This is a genomic window from Pseudomonas sp. FW507-12TSA, assembly GCF_058781435.1.
Genome location: NZ_JBYSWT010000020.1, coordinates 83,605 through 101,020, shown reverse-complemented (window position 1 = coordinate 101,020; position 17,416 = coordinate 83,605). Strand labels below are relative to the sequence as shown.

The window sequence follows — 17,416 nt, the reverse complement described above, 5'->3', positions numbered from 1 at the left end:
TTTGCGCACGCAAGTCCGGTCCGTGCATGGAAAAACCCAGGTTTTCCGCCAGCTGCTGCTAGTGTTGTTCTGGGCGTGACTGCCCGGTTGCGTGCCTTTGACCGAATATGTCGCAGCATCGCAAGCAGCTGTCGCATCGCACTCGTTAAGCTGCGCAGCGGACAATTTGTTCTCAAGTGCAATAGGTTGCGTCTGTTTTGTGATGATCACCTGCCAGGGCATTGCCCCGTTCGCCCTGGCCGATGCCCATCCCGGGAAGGAGTGAATGTGACCTGCGCGTCTCGTCCAGCTTCATTCACCAGGCATCCTGCAACCTCTGCCCGAGATTCAGGAACAGGATGCGCCGGCGCCCCCCCAGCGGGGCCGAACACGACGCTACCATCAATAACAAGCCCAAGCGGAGTACCACAGATGGCGTTCTTCACCGCAGCCAGCAAGGCCGACTTCCAGCACCAACTGCAAGCGGCACTGGCGCAGCACATCAGTGAACAGGCACTGCCACAAGTGGCGCTGTTCGCTGAACAATTCTTCGGCATCATTTCCCTGGACGAACTCACCCAGCGTCGCATGTCCGACCTGGCGGGCTGCACCCTCTCTGCCTGGCGCCTGCTTGAGCGCTTCGATCACGCGCAACCGCAAGTGCGCGTCTACAACCCCGATTACGAACGTCATGGCTGGCAGTCGACCCACACCGCGGTGGAAGTCCTGCACCATGACCTGCCATTCCTGGTGGACTCGGTCCGTACCGAGCTCAACCGTCGCGGCTACAGCATCCACACCCTGCAGACCGCGGTACTCAGCGTGCGTCGCGGCAGCAAGGGCGAGCTGCTGGAAATCCTGCCCAAGGGCACCCAGGGCGAAGGCGTGCAGAAAGAGTCGCTGATGTACCTGGAGATCGACCGCTGCGCCAACGCCGCCGAACTGAGCGTGCTGGGCAAGGAGCTGGAGCAGGTGCTGGGCGAGGTGCGTGTCGCCGTAGCCGACTTCGAGCCGATGAAGGCCAAGGTCCAGGAGCTGATTAAGAGCATCGACAACAGCCAGTTCGCCATCGCTGCCGACGAGAAGTCCGAGATCAAGAGCTTCCTCGAGTGGCTGGTGGACAACCACTTCACCTTCCTGGGCTACGAGGAATTCGTGGTCGGTGCCGACCAGGACGGCGGGCATATCGAGTATGACCCGAACTCCTTCCTGGGCCTGGCCAAGCTGCTGCGCGCCGGCCTCACCGGCGACGACCTGCATATCGAAGACTATGCCGTGAACTACCTGCGCGAACCGACGCCGCTGTCGTTCGCCAAGGCGTCGCTGCCCAGCCGCGTGCATCGCCCGGCCTACCCGGATTTCGTGTCGATCCGCCAGATCGATGCCGACGGCAAGGTGATCAAGGAATGCCGCTTCATGGGCCTCTACACCTCCTCGGTGTATGGCGAGAGCGTGCGGGTGATCCCGTACATCCGCCGCAAGGTCGAGGTCATCGAGCAGCGCTCCGGCTTCCAGCCCAAGGCCCACCTGGGCAAGGAACTGGCCCAGGTCCTGGAGGTGCTGCCCCGTGACGATCTGTTCCAGACTCCGGTGGACGAGCTGTTCAGCACCGTGATGTCCATCGTGCAGATCCAGGAACGCAACAAGATCCGGGTATTCCTGCGCAAGGACCCGTACGGCCGTTTCTGCTACTGCCTGGCCTACGTGCCGCGCGACATCTATTCCACCGAAGTGCGGCAGAAGATCCAGCAGGTCCTGATGGAACGCCTGCAGGCCACCGACTGCGAGTTCTGGACCTTCTTCTCCGAGTCGGTCCTTGCCCGCGTGCAGCTGATCCTGCGGGTCGACCCGAAGCAGCGCATCGACATCGATCCGCTGCTGCTGGAGCGCGAAGTGGTGCAGGCCTGCCGCAGCTGGCAGGACGACTACGCCAGCCTGGTGGTCGAGAGCTTCGGCGAAGCCCACGGCACCAACGTCCTGGCTGACTTCCCGAAAGGTTTCCCGGCCGGCTACCGCGAGCGTTTCGCCGCCCACTCGGCGGTGGTGGACATGCAGCACCTGCTGAGCCTGAGCGAAAGCAACCCGCTGGTGATGAGCTTCTACCAGCCACTGGGCCAGGTGACCGGCCAGCGCGAGCTGCACTGCAAGCTGTACCACGCCGATACCCCGCTGGCGCTGTCCGACGTGCTGCCGATCCTGGAAAACCTCGGCCTGCGGGTCCTGGGTGAGTTCCCGTATCGCCTGCGCCACAACAATGGCCGCGAGTTCTGGATCCACGACTTCGCCTTCACCGCCGCCGAAGGCCTGGACCTGGACATCCAGCAGCTCAACGACACGCTGCAGGACGCTTTCGTCCACATCGTCAGCGGCGACGCCGAGAACGACGCCTTCAACCGCCTGGTGCTGACCGCCGGCCTGCCATGGCGCGACGTGGCGCTGCTGCGTGCCTACGCCCGCTACCTGAAGCAGATCCGCCTCGGTTTCGACCTGGGCTACATCGCCAGCACCCTGAACAACCACACCGATATCGCCCGCGAGCTGACCCGGTTGTTCAAGACCCGCTTCTACCTGGCCCGCAAGCTGACCCAGGAAGACCTGGACGACAAGCAGCAGCGCCTGGAGCAGGCGATCCTCACCGCCCTGGACGATGTCCAGGTGCTCAACGAGGACCGCATCCTGCGGCGCTACCTGGACCTGATCAAGGCCACCCTGCGCACCAACTTCTACCAGCCCGATGCCAACGGCCAGAACAAGTCGTACTTCAGCTTCAAGTTCAATCCGAAGCTGATCCCCGAGCTGCCCAAGCCAGTGCCGAAGTTCGAGATCTTCGTCTACTCGCCGCGGGTCGAGGGCGTGCACCTGCGCTTCGGCAACGTCGCTCGCGGCGGCCTGCGCTGGTCGGATCGCGAGGAAGACTTCCGTACCGAAGTCCTGGGCCTGGTAAAAGCCCAGCAAGTGAAAAACTCGGTGATCGTGCCGGTAGGCGCCAAGGGTGGCTTCCTGCCGCGCCGCCTGCCGCTGGGCGGCAGCCGTGACGAGATCGCCGCTGAAGGCGTAGCGTGCTACCGCATCTTCATCTCCGGCCTGCTGGACATCACCGACAACCTCAAGGACGGTGGCGTGGTGCCGCCGGCCAACGTGGTTCGCCACGACGACGATGATCCGTACCTGGTGGTGGCGGCCGACAAGGGCACCGCGACCTTCTCCGACATCGCCAACAGCATCGCCATCGACTACGGCTTCTGGCTCGGCGACGCCTTCGCCTCCGGTGGTTCGGCCGGCTACGACCACAAGAAGATGGGCATCACCGCCCGTGGCGCCTGGGTCGGCGTGCAGCGCCACTTCCGCGAGCGTGGCATCAACGTCCAGGAAGACCCGATCAGCGTGGTGGGCGTGGGCGACATGGCCGGCGACGTGTTCGGCAACGGCCTGCTGATGTCCGACAAGCTGCAACTGGTGGCGGCGTTCAACCACCTGCACATCTTCGTCGACCCGAATCCGGATCCGGCCACCAGCTTCGTCGAGCGCAAGCGCCTGTTCGACCTGCCGCGCTCGGCCTGGAGCGATTACGACGCCAGCATCATGTCCGAGGGTGGCGGCATCTTCTCCCGTAGCGCGAAGAGCATCGCCATTTCGCCGCAGATGAAGGAACGCTTCGACATCCAGGCCGACAAGCTGACCCCGACCGAGCTGCTCAACGCCTTGCTCAAGGCGCCGGTGGACCTGTTGTGGAACGGCGGCATCGGCACCTACGTCAAGGCCAGCAGCGAAAGCCACGCCGATGTCGGCGACAAGGCCAACGACGCCCTGCGGGTCAACGGCAACGAACTGCGCTGCAAGGTGGTGGGCGAGGGCGGCAACCTGGGCATGACCCAGCTGGGTCGCGTCGAGTTCGGCCTCAACGGCGGCGGCTCCAACACCGACTTCATCGACAACGCCGGTGGCGTGGACTGCTCCGACCACGAAGTGAACATCAAGATCCTGCTCAACGAAGTGGTGCAGGCCGGCGACATGACCGACAAGCAGCGCAACCAGCTGCTGGCGAGCATGACCGACGAAGTGGCGGGCCTGGTCCTGGGCAACAACTACAAGCAGACCCAGGCCCTGTCCCTGGCTGCGCGTCGCGCCTACGAGCGGATCGCCGAGTACAAGCGCCTGATGGGCGACCTGGAAGGCCGTGGCAAGCTGGACCGGGCCATCGAGTTCCTGCCCAGCGAAGAGCAGCTCAATGAGCGCGTCGCCGCTGGCAAGGGCCTGACCCGTCCGGAGCTGTCGGTGCTGATCTCCTACAGCAAGATCGATCTCAAGGAGCAGCTGCTGGGCTCCCTGGTGCCGGATGACGACTACCTGACCCGTGACATGGAAACCGCGTTCCCGCCGACCCTGGTCAGCAAGTTCGCCGAAGCCATGCGCCGTCACCGCCTGAAGCGCGAGATCGTCAGCACCCAGATCGCCAACGACCTGGTCAACCACATGGGCATCACCTTCGTGCAGCGCTTGAAGGAGTCCACCGGCATGAGCCCGGCCAACGTGGCCGGCGCCTATGTGATCGTGCGCGACATCTTCCACCTGCCGCACTGGTTCCGCCAGATCGAGGCCCTGGATCACCAGGTCTCGGCACAGGTGCAGCTGGAGCTGATGGACGAGCTGATGCGCCTGGGTCGTCGGGCCACCCGCTGGTTCCTGCGTAGCCGTCGCAACGAGCAGGATGCCGCCCGTGACGTGGCGCATTTCGGTCCGCACCTGGCAGCCCTGGGCCTGAAGCTCGACGAGCTGCTCGAAGGTCCGACCCGTGAAGGCTGGCAGTCGCGCTACACCGCCTATGTCGAGGCTGGCGTACCGGAGTTGCTGGCACGCATGGTGGCCGGCACTACCCACCTGTACACCCTGCTGCCGATCATCGAGGCTGCCGACGTCACCGGGCACGACGCCGCCGATGTGGCCAAGGCCTACTTCGCCGTGGGCAGCGCCCTGGACCTGCCGTGGTACCTGCAGCAGATCAGCGATCTGCCGGTGGCCAACAACTGGCAGGCCCAGGCACGCGAAGCCTTCCGCGACGATGTGGACTGGCAGCAGCGGGCGATCACCATCTCGGTCCTGCAAATGGCCGATGCGCCGCAAGACATGGAAGCCCGCGTGGCCCTGTGGCTTGAGCAGAACCTGAGCATGGTCGAGCGCTGGCGCGCGATGATGGTGGAAATCCGTGCCGCCAGCGGCACCGACTACGCCATGTACGCAGTGGCCAACCGGGAACTGCTGGACCTGGCCATGAGCGGCCAGTCGGGCCTGTAAGCCACCGACCCCGCTGCAACGCAAAAGCCCCGTATCGCAAGATACGGGGCTTTTTTCATTTCACGATGGCTTCTGGCCTGGTAGTTCGCTGGGCTACGCCCAATCCTTCCCGTGGTGGTTCGCGGTAACCGGTGGCCGAGAGCAGATTGCAGGATCGGGTGAAAAACTCGGACGTTTGTTCGTTCCCAAGGCCAGCTCGCGCCCATAAAGTTCTAGGCAGTTCTTCACAGCCCTTGGCGGTCTCAGTCCGGAAATACTGCCTTCGGAAAATTGGATTCTTCTGAAGCGTCGCTGGAGTCCACACCACTGAACTTCGCACTCAAGGACTTCCATTATGGCCACACTCCATCCCGATATGACTTCTCGCCTGGCAATGAATAACTATCGCACGTTCAATCCTGCGACCGGCGAGCTACTTCAGGAATATGCGACCCTCAACGATGCGCGGGCACGCCTTCTGCTCGAGGAGGCGCACGAAGCATATCTGGCGTGGCGCAGCGAGCCGCTTTCACGTCGAATCGAACTGTTCCGGAATCTAGCCAACATCATCGATGCCAACATCGATCGATTGGCCAGGCAGATTACCGTCGAGATGGGGAAGCCGCTGGAGCAAGCGAAATTCGAGGTCAGAATGCCTTCGGCCATGCTCCGGTATTACGCCGATCATGCTGTGGAGCTCTTGTCTGATTCACCTGTGGCGGTCTCGGGTTTTTCCAGGGTCTACACACGACGCGAGCCTGTTGGCGCCATCGTTTGCATCGAGCCTTGGAATGGACCGCTGTACCAGGCCATGCGGGCGGCCGCGCCCAACTTGATGCTGGGCAACACCATCGTGCTCAAGCCTGCCGAGATCACTGCCGGATCGACCCTCATGCTGGAAGGGCTTTTTACCGAGGCAGGATTTCCCGAGTCGGTGTTCCAGGTTGCCCTTGCCTCCAAAGAGCAGATCTGGAACTACATCGCCGACCCTCGTGTGCGAGGAGTGACGTTGACCGGCTCGGACCGCGCTGGAGCGGTGATCGGCGAACAAGCCGGACGGCATATCAAACCGATGGTGCTCGAACTGGGCGGATCGGATCCGTTCATCGTGCTTGATTCTGCCGACGTGGTTGCCGCCGCCGCTACGGCAGCTATGTGCCGGCTGGCGCTGGGAGGGCAAATCTGCATTTCACCCAAGCGCGTCATCGTGACCGAAAAGGTGGCTGACGCATTCATCAATGCCTACAGCGAGATTTTCCGGAACCAGAGGATCGGTGACCCACTGGATCGGCAAACCACATTAGGCCCGCTGTCCAGTCCCATGGCCGTTGACACGCTGCAGGCGCAATACGATGACGCCATCGCCAAGGGGGCAAAGGTATTGGTCGAGGGTGGACGCATGTTCGGGGCGGGCGCCTACTTCAAACCAGCGGTCCTGGCCGGAATCACCCCCGACATGCGGCTCCATCGCGAGGAGGCTTTTGGTCCCGTCGGCATCATTTATCGCGTTGCCGGTGCCGAGGAAGCAGTCGCGCTGGCCAATCACAATCCATATGGCCTCGGTGGCACGGTTTATGGCCTGGATCTCGAGGAAGCAAACTGGGTCGCGCAGGCATTGGACACCGGGATGGTGGGCATCAACCAATATCTTGGGGCGCCGATCGAGATACCGTTTGGTGGCACCAAGGCCTCTGGCGTCGGCCGCGAACTGGGAAGCACCGGCATGGATGCGTTCTCCAATATCAAGACTTACGCGCTGGCCTGCCTGCGCTGAGCCAGGCCCATGCAGGAGCACTTGGGGCGCACCCTGAACGGTCGGGCAAGGCACAAGAAATTGCCCAGATACCAACCAATTTCTTGTTCCACCAGCAGGGCAGAGTCGGCTTGTTCGTATCGGCCGATGCCGTGCCAGAGCCCTGTCACGCTAGGTGCGCAGTGCTGCAGGAGGTCAGCATGCAACATGCCGGATGCGCCTTCGTTCAGGTGAATCTTCTAATCAATCGATTCCAGGTAAACAGAGAACACCATGAGTCGTTTACATTCCAAGTTGTTTGAACCTCTCGCACTTGCCGATGGCATCACGTTGCGCAACCGTGTCGTGATGTCGCCCATGACCACTTGGTCAGCCACTGAGGATCTACATGTCTCCACCGCCGAAGAAGCCTATTATCGACGCCGGGCGAAGGACATTGGCCTGGTCATTACAGGATGTGCACAGGTCACCGCGAGTGGCATCGGGTTCCCTAACGGTTTCTCAGCAACGGATGATTGCTTCATCCCTGGTCTGAGACGGCTTGCAATGGCGGCAAAAAGTGGTGGTGCCCCGGCGATCCTTCAGCTCTACCACGCCGGGAACAAGGCTCGACCGGAGCTCGTTCCCAATGGCGATGTGGTCAGTGCCAGTGCTGTTCCCACGATAGCTTCGTCGTTCAGCCTGGCGCTCACGCCGCGGGCATTGCAAGCCGATGAAATCGAGCAGATCGTAGAAGCCTTCGGCGATGCAACACGGCGGGCTATCGAAGCCGGGTTCGATGGCATCGAGCTGCATGCAGCGCACGGTCTCCTGATGCAGAACTTCCTCTCGCCCACCGCCAATATCAGGCAGGACAAATGGGGTGGCTCGTTGGAGAACCGGATGCGTTTCCCGCTCGCGATCGTGACGCAAGTGAGCCACGTGATCGCTTTGCATGCCGATCGGCCATTCGTGCTTGGGGTCCGTCTGTCTCCTGAAGAATCGGATGGTTACCGGATCGACCAGACATTTGCATTTGTCGATCGTCTTCTGGAGCAGGGGGTGGATTACATCCATGTCTCGCTTGCCAGTCTGCTGGATGATCGTCCTTATGATGATCCCGATGGGGCACTCACCATCACCCGTGTCGTCGAGCGGGTCGCTGGGAGGGTTCCTGTGCTGGCGGCCGGCGCGATTCAGACGCCCGAGCAAGCCGAGCAGGCGCTGGAAACGGGTATTTCCGGTGTTGCCATCGGCCGAGGGATTATCATCGACCCCGACTGGGTCGACTTGGCACACAGTGCTCGTGAAGTTGAAACCGAGCTCGATCCTGCAAAAATCAGCGCGCTTGAAATTCCGCAGAACCTTTGGGAAAAAATCCAGGACGCACCAGGCTGGGTACCTTTGAAGGATGTTCAGGTTGCATCGAGTTAGCTTGGCTCGGACGTCACTCCAAGTCTGGATTGTCGAAGACGAAAACCGTGCGGCACCGGGACAAGCGCTGCCTTGGAACACGCGGCGATGGCCTCGGATGGACAGCGGTTGATGTGCTGATCTCTAACCTGGATGAAAGGATGGTTGCATGAAAGTACTGTCGTTGAGTCGTCGACACTTTCGACGAAGCGCTGTCCGATTTTTCCTGGTCGCGCTTCGTTGAATAGCCCAGGTCTTTCCATTTCCGGCCAGTCGGTCCTGGTGTTCACCGCTCTTGCCGGAATCATGCCGATGACGGCCTTCGTTGCCTTGATCGTACCGATAGTACGCACCTTGGGGCTGGCCGAATGGCACGCAGGACTATCGGTGACCGCATCGGGCTTGTTGTGGATGCTGTCTGCGCGTGGCTGGGGCGCGCTTGGCGATCGTATTGGCCGCCGTCGGGTACTGTTGATCGTGCTGAGTGCCTATGCGCTGGTCTATGTGGTGATGGCGTTATTCGTGGACCAGGCGTTGCGTGATCCGCCGGCGGTTTTGGTCTCGGTTGCTGTGCTGGTGGCGACTCGCGGGCTGATCGGCTTGTTCTACGCTGGAATTCTACCGACCGCGACCGCGATCATCGCTGACCTGGTGCCTGCGGGACAGCGCGCCAGTTACATGGCCCAGTTGGGGGCGGCCAATGCACTGGGGATGGTGGTTGGTCCAGCAGTGGGCGGCTGGATTGCCTACGGTGGTTTGGCGTTGTCGCTGTACGTGGCTGCAGCATTACCTTTGCTGTCGTTGTTGACGGTGTGGTGGTTGCTACCAGCATCTGCTGCTGTTGCCGTGGAGAGGAGCGGGGGACGGCGCCTGTCGCTCAGTTGGAGCGATGAGCGGCTGCTGCTGTCATTACTGACTTCCCTTGTGGTAACGGCAGCGATCAGCATCGCACAGGTGGTGGCGGGCTTCTTCGCCTTCGACCGACTGCAGTTGTCGGCAGCCGAAGGCGCTCGGGTGACTGGGCTAGTGCTGGCTGCGCTTGGCGTCGGCATAGGTCTCGCGCAAGCACTGGTAATGAACTTGCGGAAGGTTTTGCCGGTACGCTGGATCATGCTCGGGTCACTGGTTTCGACGATCAGCTTTGCGTTGGTTCCACTGGTTCAGAATCAATGGCAGCTGCTGGCCGCACATGTACTGGCGGCCTTCGGAATGGGTTTGTTGTTTCCATCGTTTCAGGCGCTCACCGCTGACTCGGTCGAGGCTCATGAGCAGGGAGCCGCAGCCGGTACAGTCGCCGCAGCCCAGGGGTTGGGCATGGTGGTTGGCCCGCTGATCGGCACGCTGCTCTATCGCTGGTCGCCCAATGCTCCATATTTGCTGATAACGCTGGTGCTGGCGGCGTTGTTGCTGGTTGCGAGCATGCGACAGCAACGCTGAAGATCTCGATCGAGTTGGTTGTATAGCGGTTCCCCAGGAGCAGGTGCCTGGAGAGATGGGAGCAGTGACCGATTGATCGATTGGCGGGCGCCTGTTTGCGGCATTGGCTGCCAGCATGGGTTTGTTGCGATGCTGGGCCGGCCAGCTTCCATGGGGAGGGGTATCGTGATCGGCTGCTCAGCGATGACAGGCCGGAGCTACCGGCCTGTCCGGAACAGTGCTTACTTGGTCTTGCCCGAGGCGTCCTGCTCGACCACCAGGTCCAGCACATAGACCTGCGACGAGGCGTCGGCTGGCGGGTTCTTCCACTCGTATTGCTTGACCCGCAGCACGGTACGCACGCCGGCGTGGTGCTCGTAGCCCTGGATCGAGTCGTACATTGGCTCCCAAGTGCCCTGGGTCGGCAGTTGCAGGCCGGCGTCGTCATAGCGCCGCTCGCGCACTTGCAGGCACTGGTGGTTGGGGATCAGCGGGTGGCTGCACTTGACGGTCTTGGCGGCCACTTCCAGGAACTTGATCTGCCCCTGGCTGCCGTAGCGGGTCTCCGGGGTTTCTTCGCCCTGGAACTTGAGCACCGAACCGTCCTGGGTGGTCAGTTGCAGCGTCGGCTCGGGAGTGTCGCCGCTGACGGTGGTACGCAGGTCGCCCTTGAGCAGGCGACCGACCTCGCTGTCCAGGTCCATCAGGCTCTTGTCGCAGGCCATCATGGTCGAAGCCAGCTGTTGCACCTTCAGCACGCCGTTCTGGTAGCTGTAGCCACCGAACTGGCCGTTGCAGCCGCCGCTGATGTTCAGGTTCTGGTCGCCGAAGGTCAGGCGCAGCTTGCCCTGGGTGCCCTTGGCCATGGCTGCGATAGGCTTGCCCGAGGCATCGGTGGCCGATACCAGGTTCCAGTAATAGGCCGGGAGCGCCGGCTGGGCGGCGGTAGTCGAGGCGGCGGGCATGGAAGGCGATCCTTCATGGGAGGTGGAAGCCGGAGTGCAGGCCTGGAGCAGGGCGGCGCACACGGCAACGAGGAGAATATTCTGTTTCATGGTTCGCTCTTTCAGCCTTGATTGAGTAGGTGCGGCAGCCTGCGCAGGCAGGATGCGCGCGCCGGTAAACAGGGGTACGAGGTCGCTCGAAGAGGATAGCGCACTGCGCAATCCGATGGGCCCGAAGGCCGGATCGGGCGACCTCGACCGTTACCGATAGCGATGGGACAGCATGCTGGCGATTCGGTTTCACCTGGGTGTTTGCCCGGTAGTGTTACCAAATCTTGCAACATGCTGGGTGCGGCCGCCGCCGCAGGCTGTGCAGGGGCGCGCAGCGGCGTGGGGCGGGGGGATGGGATTGTCCTGTCGGACGGCGGGCCTTGTCGCAGTTTCGCCGGCTCAGCAGCGGCCACGGGTGGGTGTGGCCGCTACAGGATCAATGCTCCAGGGGCGTCAGCACTTCGTCCTTGGTGTCCATCAGCATGAACACCAGCAGCTTGGCCGGTTGGGTCTGGCTGGCGTTGGCCGAGACCGGATGCTGTGAACCGGCAGGCTCGAACCAGGACTGCCCGGCCTGGTAGGTGATGCTCGGGCCATCGTTGACCCGGGAGGTGATGGCGCCTTCGAGCACGTAGGCCATGGCCGCCCCGGCATGGCGGTGGGGCACGGTAGCCTGGCCCGGGGCGTAGTCGACGGTGAGCATCATGGCCTTCTTGCCCGGCAGGTTGGCCAGGGCCTGGTCCTGCAGGATCGCCAGCTTCTCCTTGCCGTACACCGGCTCGTGGGCGGTGGCCGCCACAGAGCTGATCAGCGCGAGAGTGGCGAGGGCGGCAGTCAGGGTTTTCATCTTCGGTTTCTCCAGCGGATCGGAATGTCCTTTCAGGCTAAGCCCTGGGCGCCGGGGGCCCTATAACCAATCCCGGCGAAGACACGCAGACCAATCCACCGCCCCTCAGGTGATCTGCTGCAGGATGTCGCGCACCTTGTCCAGGGCCGGGTCGATGTCCAGGGTCTCGATGGCGCCGAAGCCGATGAACAAGCCCTCGCGGACCGGGCTGTCGTGGAAGAACTCCTGCAGCGAATAGAGTCCCACCTCGACCTTCTTCGCCAGATCCAGCAGCAGCGGAATATCCACCGGCACCTTGCACAGCGCGGCCATATGGAATCCCGCCGTGCAGGGCACCGCTTCCAGCCAGGGCGCCAGGTCGCCCTGCAGGCGCAGCAGGATGCGCTCGCGGCGCCCGGCATACACCGCGTGGCAGCGGCGGATGTGCTTTTGCAGGTAACCCTCGTCGATGAACTTGGCCAGGGCCCATTGGGGCAGGGTCGGGGTATGGCAATCGCACAGCTGCTTGGCCTTGATCACCGCCGGCAGGATGGCCGGCGGCAGCACCGCATACCCCAGGCGCAGCTGGGGCAGCATGCTTTTGGAGAAGGTCCCGACGTAGGCCACCACGCCACGGCTGTCCAGGCTCTGCAAGGAGTCGGTGGGCCGGCCCTCATAGCGGAACTCACTGTCGTAGTCGTCTTCGATGACGATGGCCCCCAGCTGTTGCGCGCGCCCCAGCAGCGCCTCGCGGCGCGCCTGGCTCATGGGCATGCCCAGGGGGAACTGATGCGACGGGGTGACATAGATCAGCCGCACGCCATCGGGAATTCGCGCCACCTCGATGCCCTCGGCATCCACCGGCACCCCCACGACCCGCGCACCCTGGGCCTGGAACAGCAGGCGAGCCGGGGTATAGCCCGGGTCCTCCATGGCCACCAGGCTGCCTGGCTCGAGCACCACCCGGGCGATCAGGTCCAGGGCCTGCTGCGCGCCATTGCACACCACGATGTCCTGGGCGGTGCACACCACCCCGCGGGAAAACGCCACGTGCCCGGCTATGGCATTGCGCAAGACCGGCAGGCCCTCCGGCTGGCTGTAGAAGCCGCCGGCCTGGGCCATGCGCCGCAAGGCATCCTGGGTGCAGCTGCGCCAGTGGTCCTGGGGGAATTGCGCGCGGGTGGTGGCGCCACCGATGAATTCGTAGCGCAGGGTGCCTTCCAGGGTCGGGTGGCGCAGCGGCGAGGGGATTGTCTGCCAGCGCTCCAGGCTCTGGACGCAGGCCAGGTCCTGGGCACTCTGCTTGCGTTCGGCCTTGACTGGGCGCGGACTGACGAAAGTGCCCCGGCCGATCTTGCCCACCAGGTAGTTTTCATAGGTCAGCAGGGCGTAGGTATCGGATACCGTCTTGCGTGAGATGCCCAATTGCGCGGCCAGCAGCCGGCTGGGAGGCAACTGGGCGCCGGCGGCCAGGCGCCCGGAGTCGATGGCACCGCGCAGTTGCTGGTAGAGCTGCTCGGCCAGGTCCTTGCGGCCGTTGATCACTACGTGAAGTTCCATTGCCATGCCCGGGTCTGATTGATCGGCGCAAGGTTACTCGTCCCGTGGCCTTTCGTGTAGTTGCCCGGCCGCCAGCCAGCCGGGGCAAGCTCACCAGAACCAGTAGGGCAGGAACTTGGGGGTCGGCTCTATGGCCAGTTCCTGGTGGAACGTGATGGGGTTGAAGAAGAACGCATCCAGGGCAAGAAAGGCCGCGACACCATATGCCAGGACGATCAACTGGCGATGGGGATGTACGTAGTAGTTGCGGTCGATGAAGTAACGCACCACGGTGAGTACGACAAAGCTTGCGAATACGCCGAGATAGTTCGGTTGTAACGGCTTGGCACCGTAGAAGTTGTATATCCACACTGCCACGGCCAGCCCGGCGCCAATGGCGGGCAACTTCAGGCAGAACCCCAGTAGCCAGTTCCTGGCGCGGGCGAACATATCGTTCTTGTCGACGAAGATATAGGCGGCCAGCAAGGCGATGGCGGGGGTGATGGAAACGATATAGCGAGCCTTCTTCGAGTTGGGGATGGTGAAGAACAGGATCAGCGCCACGAACCATAGCGCCAGGTAGAGCAGCAACTCGCTATCGGCCTGGCGCTGGGCGCCGAAGAATGTCTTGTACTTCCTGCAGATAACATTCAGGGCGAAGAATACCGTGACGCCATAGGTGATCAGGCCGCCAGTGAAGTAGAAGTAGTAGCGGGGCTTGTGATCGCTGGCGACCCGCTCCAGGCCCTGCATCATCAGTACTTCATGCATGAAGGCCGGGCCGCCCTGCACATGGGCGGCAAACGCCAGCAGGGCCACGCCGACGATGAGCAGCAGGCCCGCGACCAGGCCGAACAGCAACAGCATGCGCCACTGCCGGCTCAGCAGGTAATAGCCGCCCACCACGATCGCCGGGCCGATCAGGCCGATGGGGCCGCGGAACATGAAGCCCAGGGCCAGCCCGACAAATACCAGGGCCAGGCGCCAGGGCTGGCGCTTCAACTGGCCGGAGTAGGCCAGGTAGAAGCACGCCACGCTGACCAATGCGGGATAGACATCCAGCGCCAGCGAGTTGACCGCATCCAGAAATCCCCAGGTCAGCAGTGCAAAGAGCACCCCGTACAGGCCCCATTGCTTGTCGTGCAGCGCTCCCAGCTTGTAGATGAAGACCAGGATCAGTGCCGCGCTGATGCAATAAGGCAGGCCCATCGACAGTATCGACAGGCGGCCGAAAGGCAGTGAGGACAAGTAGATGAGGAAAGTGTTGGCGATGGTGTAGTCAGGGTAGGGCTGCAAATCATCGGCAATGGGAAACAGCGTCATGCCGTGCTGGAGCATATAGTCGGCAAAGTCGACGAAGCGCGTGGTGTAGTTGAGAATTCCAGGCTTGTATTGCAAGCCCATGAACAGCGCAAGCGCTACTAGAAAGATACTCAGGCAAGGTCTTTGGCTGACCTGTCTCATCAAGTTGCTCATGCGCTCGTTACTTCCGGAATATACAAATATGCGGTGGCCATCGGTCCGACACCATAGAGCAACATGACTGTCTGCTTGCTGAACTGCTGCGGAACATGGTCGCGCAATCTAGTCGGCGCCAAGTTACAGGCGGGTATAAGTATCCGGCTTGAGAGTGGTCTGCCCTGAATCCCGTGGATTGGCTATAGGGCAATGTCGCGGCGACCGTTAGCCTGTTCGGCGCCGATACCGCACAGGGACTTGCCAGGATCGCCCGCCAGCGGGATCGGCCAGTCATCCAGCGTTCGCGCTGGCCTCCTTGTTTTCTGCGATACAGGTATTCCCATGAAGTTGCTTCACGTCGACGCCAGCGCCAAGGGCGAGCGCTCCAACTCCCGTGCCCTGGGCCGTTATTTCATCGAACAGTTGCAGGAGCAGGGGCTGGACCTGGAAATCGACTACCTGGACCTGGCCCGGGAGGCTCCGGCGGCCGTCACCGAGGCGTTCGCCATCGCTACCTATACCGCGCCGGCGGCCCGCACGCCGCAGATGCGCGAGACCCTGGCCGCGTCCGATGTCTTGTGTCAGCGCCTGCTGCAGGCCGATGCCTGCCTGTTCGCCATGCCCATGTACAACTGGTCGATGCCTTCGACCTTCAAGGCCTTCATCGATGCCATCACCCGTACCGAGCTGACGTACCTGAACACCCCGGACGGGATCGTCGGCCAGGTGAACCGGCAGAAGGTACTGTTCCTCACCAGCCGTGGCGCCGACCTGCGCCAGGGCACTCCCATGGCCTGGATGGATGCGCTGACCCCGGCGCTGCGGGCCGCCTTTGCCTTCATCGGCGTGCAGGATCCACGGTTCGTCGATGCCCAGCCGTTGCAGTTCGCCAACCCCGAGGCGCGCAGCGAAGCCCTGGAACGGGCTCGGCAAGAACTGCGGCAAGTAGCCGGGCAATGGGCGGCCTGAGCTACTGGCGCTAGCCTCTGGCCGTTCAAGGACGCTGTTGCGGGGTGACCGAGTTGCCGAAGGTGTTGCCCATGCGCACGCCGGTGGCAGCCGGGGTCGACAGGCCGAGCTGGTTCGGCGGGCGTTTTTCCACCGGTTTGCGCATCGCCTCGGCATTGGCCCGGGCGGCCTTGGCCGCTTGCGGGTCGTTGCCCATCTGCCGGCTCAGGCAGTTGTAGTCGGGGGCCTTGTAGCCGCCGACGCTGACCTCCACGCACCCCTCGCGTGCTTCCTCGGCCTGGGCCACCCAAGGCAGGACGCTGAGCAACAGGCTTGCGGCATAAAGACTGAATCGGTTCATGAGGGCCTCCTGGCTGGCCCGGGAAAGCGGGCTTCGATAGCGACCGAGTGTAGAGCAAAGGCCGTGCTGAAAAAGTGATGGTTTTTTTGCCGTGGCCGTAACACCAGATTCATAAACTGGCCTCAGGATGACGCTTTTCAGGGATTGGAAGGCAGTGCAGCGACGCAGAGCGCAGGTCGGGCGATGGACTTCATTGCACGGGAGCTTGGCGACCTGTGTGCTGGGGTTCGCGTTGTGGCTGCAGGTGCCCGAAAGCTGGGCCCAGGACAGTCCGCAAGGGCCGCCCCGGGTCGATTCCCAGGCCCTGCTGGCGCTGGATATTCCGGCCCAGGACCTGGCCCAGGCCCTGGAATTGTTCAGTCGTGCCACCGGGATGGCGGTACTGGTGGACCGGGAATTGGCTCGAGGCCGGCGCTCGGTGGGGGTCAAGGGGCGCTACAGCGCTCGCGAGGGGCTCGGCCGTTTGCTGGCTGGCAGTGGCCTGATGGCTCGTTACGCCCGTAGCGACGCCTTCACCTTGCAAGTGCCGCCGGCCAACCAGCCGGCGGCGCAACCTGCGGCGGGCGGCGGGCGCGGGGCGCGGCTCAACAGCAGCTATGCCACGGCCTTGCAGCGGGCGGTGGAGCGCAGCTTGTGCGCTTCGCCGCTGACACGGCCGGGCAGCTTCAGGGCGCTGTTGCAGTTGTGGGTGGGGGCCGATGGCAGGGTGCAGCACAGTCGCCTGGTCGGCAGCACCGGCGACTGGCAACGGGATGAGGCGCTGGTGCAGCGCCTGGCACAGATTCGCGTCGAGCGTCAGGCGCCCAGCTCGTTGAGCCAGCCGCTGACCTTACTCTTGGTACCGGACACGACAGGGAAACGCATGGATTGCAAGGAATGGGAAGGAGCTTCCGGGGTATGAAGAACACCGGGCACAGTGCGATGGTCAGGCTGTTCCTGACGTCCTACGAGGACTTCCGGGTGCGCTTGCGCAGGCGCCTGGGATCCGAGGACCTGGCCAACGATGTCCTGCATGAAACCTACCTGCGGGTCGACCGCATGGAAGAGCCGCCGAACCTCGCCCAACCCAACGCCTACCTGTATCGCATGGCCCTGAACATCGCCGCCGACCGGCGCCAGTCCGACGCTCGCCTGCTCACCGGCGAGGAGGTCGAGGAGCTGCTGCAGGTCGCCGACGAGGCCCTGGACCCTTCCCGGGTGGTGGGTGGCCAGAAGGAAATCCAGATCCTGCTCAAGGCCCTCTACGAGCTGCCGGCACGCCGCCGGCGGATCTTCATCGCTGCGCGCCTGGAAGAGGCGCCGCACCTGGAAATCTCCCAGCGCTTCGGCATTTCCACACGGATGGTGGAGAAGGAACTCAAGGCTGCCCTGGGCCATTGCGCCCTGCGTCTTGAAAGAAAAGTCATTCAGCGGTTCGGTCCCGGGGCCGGAAAACCGTCCTAGACAAAGAGTCCCTGATCAATCCGTGAGTATCTGCG

Annotated in this window: 12 protein-coding genes; 7 read left to right on the top strand and 5 right to left on the bottom strand. The window is 62.9% G+C overall.

The genetic code is table 11. The features are described 5' to 3' along the window. The first annotated feature begins 411 nt into the window (after window positions 1–411). From AC3WK8_RS19275 to AC3WK8_RS19260, 4 genes are all read left to right on the top strand, one after another. Window positions 412–5,271, top strand: coding sequence for an NAD-glutamate dehydrogenase (locus AC3WK8_RS19275; RefSeq protein WP_103325551.1), 4,860 nt, complete (start codon window positions 412–414; stop codon window positions 5,269–5,271). Between the two features lie 334 nt (window positions 5,272–5,605). Next, the gene (locus AC3WK8_RS19270) at window positions 5,606–7,024 is read left to right on the top strand and encodes an aldehyde dehydrogenase family protein (protein WP_207245080.1); all 1,419 of its coding nucleotides are present in this window, start codon (window positions 5,606–5,608) and stop codon (window positions 7,022–7,024) included. Window positions 7,025–7,276: 252 nt separating this feature from the next. Beyond that, entirely contained in the window at window positions 7,277–8,416 is a 1,140-nt protein-coding gene (locus tag AC3WK8_RS19265) for an NADH-dependent flavin oxidoreductase (protein WP_103325549.1), read from the top strand. A gap of 144 nt (window positions 8,417–8,560) precedes the next feature. Continuing rightward, complete coding sequence (locus tag AC3WK8_RS19260) at window positions 8,561–9,832, top strand: MFS transporter (RefSeq protein WP_207245081.1); 1,272 nt, start codon at window positions 8,561–8,563, stop codon at window positions 9,830–9,832. A gap of 221 nt (window positions 9,833–10,053) precedes the next feature. Here the strand turns inward: AC3WK8_RS19260 and AC3WK8_RS19255 are convergent, their stop codons facing one another. The 4 genes from AC3WK8_RS19255 to AC3WK8_RS19240 form a co-directional block, all read right to left on the bottom strand. Continuing rightward, window positions 10,054–10,866: an META and DUF4377 domain-containing protein gene (locus AC3WK8_RS19255; protein WP_103325547.1), complete on the bottom strand. Its 813-nt coding sequence runs from the start codon at window positions 10,864–10,866 to the stop codon at window positions 10,054–10,056. Between the two features lie 376 nt (window positions 10,867–11,242). Continuing rightward, window positions 11,243–11,653 carry a cupin domain-containing protein gene (locus tag AC3WK8_RS19250; RefSeq protein ID WP_085598312.1) on the bottom strand — a complete coding sequence of 137 codons (411 nt, stop codon included), beginning with the start codon at window positions 11,651–11,653 and terminating at the stop codon, window positions 11,243–11,245. A gap of 105 nt (window positions 11,654–11,758) precedes the next feature. Further along, the gene (gene pdxR, locus AC3WK8_RS19245) at window positions 11,759–13,192 is read right to left on the bottom strand and encodes a MocR-like pyridoxine biosynthesis transcription factor PdxR (protein ID WP_103325546.1); all 1,434 of its coding nucleotides are present in this window, start codon (window positions 13,190–13,192) and stop codon (window positions 11,759–11,761) included. A 90-nt stretch (window positions 13,193–13,282) separates the two neighbouring features. Then, window positions 13,283–14,647, bottom strand: coding sequence for a glycosyltransferase family 39 protein (locus AC3WK8_RS19240; RefSeq protein WP_404942582.1), 1,365 nt, complete (start codon window positions 14,645–14,647; stop codon window positions 13,283–13,285). Between the two features lie 324 nt (window positions 14,648–14,971). Between AC3WK8_RS19240 and AC3WK8_RS19235 the strand changes: the two genes are divergently transcribed. Next, window positions 14,972–15,598, top strand: coding sequence for an FMN-dependent NADH-azoreductase (locus tag AC3WK8_RS19235; RefSeq protein WP_085598306.1), 627 nt, complete (start codon window positions 14,972–14,974; stop codon window positions 15,596–15,598). Between the two features lie 25 nt (window positions 15,599–15,623). On the opposite strand, the gene AC3WK8_RS19230 is transcribed toward AC3WK8_RS19235, so the two are convergent. After that, window positions 15,624–15,938, bottom strand: coding sequence for a hypothetical protein (locus AC3WK8_RS19230; RefSeq protein ID WP_085598304.1), 315 nt, complete (start codon window positions 15,936–15,938; stop codon window positions 15,624–15,626). Between the two features lie 193 nt (window positions 15,939–16,131). Between AC3WK8_RS19230 and AC3WK8_RS19225 the strand changes: the two genes are divergently transcribed. Together AC3WK8_RS19225 and AC3WK8_RS19220 are read left to right on the top strand one after the other, a co-directional pair. Next, window positions 16,132–16,839, top strand: a complete 708-nt coding sequence (locus AC3WK8_RS19225; RefSeq protein WP_404942581.1) for an STN domain-containing protein — start codon at window positions 16,132–16,134, stop codon at window positions 16,837–16,839. Next, window positions 16,836–17,381: a sigma-70 family RNA polymerase sigma factor gene (locus AC3WK8_RS19220; protein WP_053129044.1), complete on the top strand. Its 546-nt coding sequence runs from the start codon at window positions 16,836–16,838 to the stop codon at window positions 17,379–17,381. The genes AC3WK8_RS19225 and AC3WK8_RS19220 overlap by 4 nt, the downstream gene beginning before the upstream one ends. The last annotated feature ends 35 nt before the right edge of the window (window positions 17,382–17,416 follow it).

Bases quoted from the DNA above. Each gene is read 5' to 3' on its own strand.
- AC3WK8_RS19265 (WP_103325549.1), top strand. From the start codon at position 7,277: ATGAGTCGTTTACATTCCAAGTTGTTTGAACCTCTCGCACTTGCCGAT.
- pdxR (WP_103325546.1), bottom strand. From the start codon at position 13,192: ATGGAACTTCACGTAGTGATCAACGGCCGCAAGGACCTGGCCGAGCAG.
- AC3WK8_RS19270 (WP_207245080.1), top strand. From the start codon at position 5,606: ATGGCCACACTCCATCCCGATATGACTTCTCGCCTGGCAATGAATAAC.
- AC3WK8_RS19235 (WP_085598306.1), top strand. From the start codon at position 14,972: ATGAAGTTGCTTCACGTCGACGCCAGCGCCAAGGGCGAGCGCTCCAAC.
- AC3WK8_RS19240 (WP_404942582.1), bottom strand. From the start codon at position 14,647: ATGAGCAACTTGATGAGACAGGTCAGCCAAAGACCTTGCCTGAGTATC.
- AC3WK8_RS19275 (WP_103325551.1), top strand. From the start codon at position 412: ATGGCGTTCTTCACCGCAGCCAGCAAGGCCGACTTCCAGCACCAACTG.
- AC3WK8_RS19220 (WP_053129044.1), top strand. From the start codon at position 16,836: ATGAAGAACACCGGGCACAGTGCGATGGTCAGGCTGTTCCTGACGTCC.
- AC3WK8_RS19255 (WP_103325547.1), bottom strand. From the start codon at position 10,866: ATGAAACAGAATATTCTCCTCGTTGCCGTGTGCGCCGCCCTGCTCCAG.
- AC3WK8_RS19250 (WP_085598312.1), bottom strand. From the start codon at position 11,653: ATGAAAACCCTGACTGCCGCCCTCGCCACTCTCGCGCTGATCAGCTCT.
- AC3WK8_RS19230 (WP_085598304.1), bottom strand. From the start codon at position 15,938: ATGAACCGATTCAGTCTTTATGCCGCAAGCCTGTTGCTCAGCGTCCTG.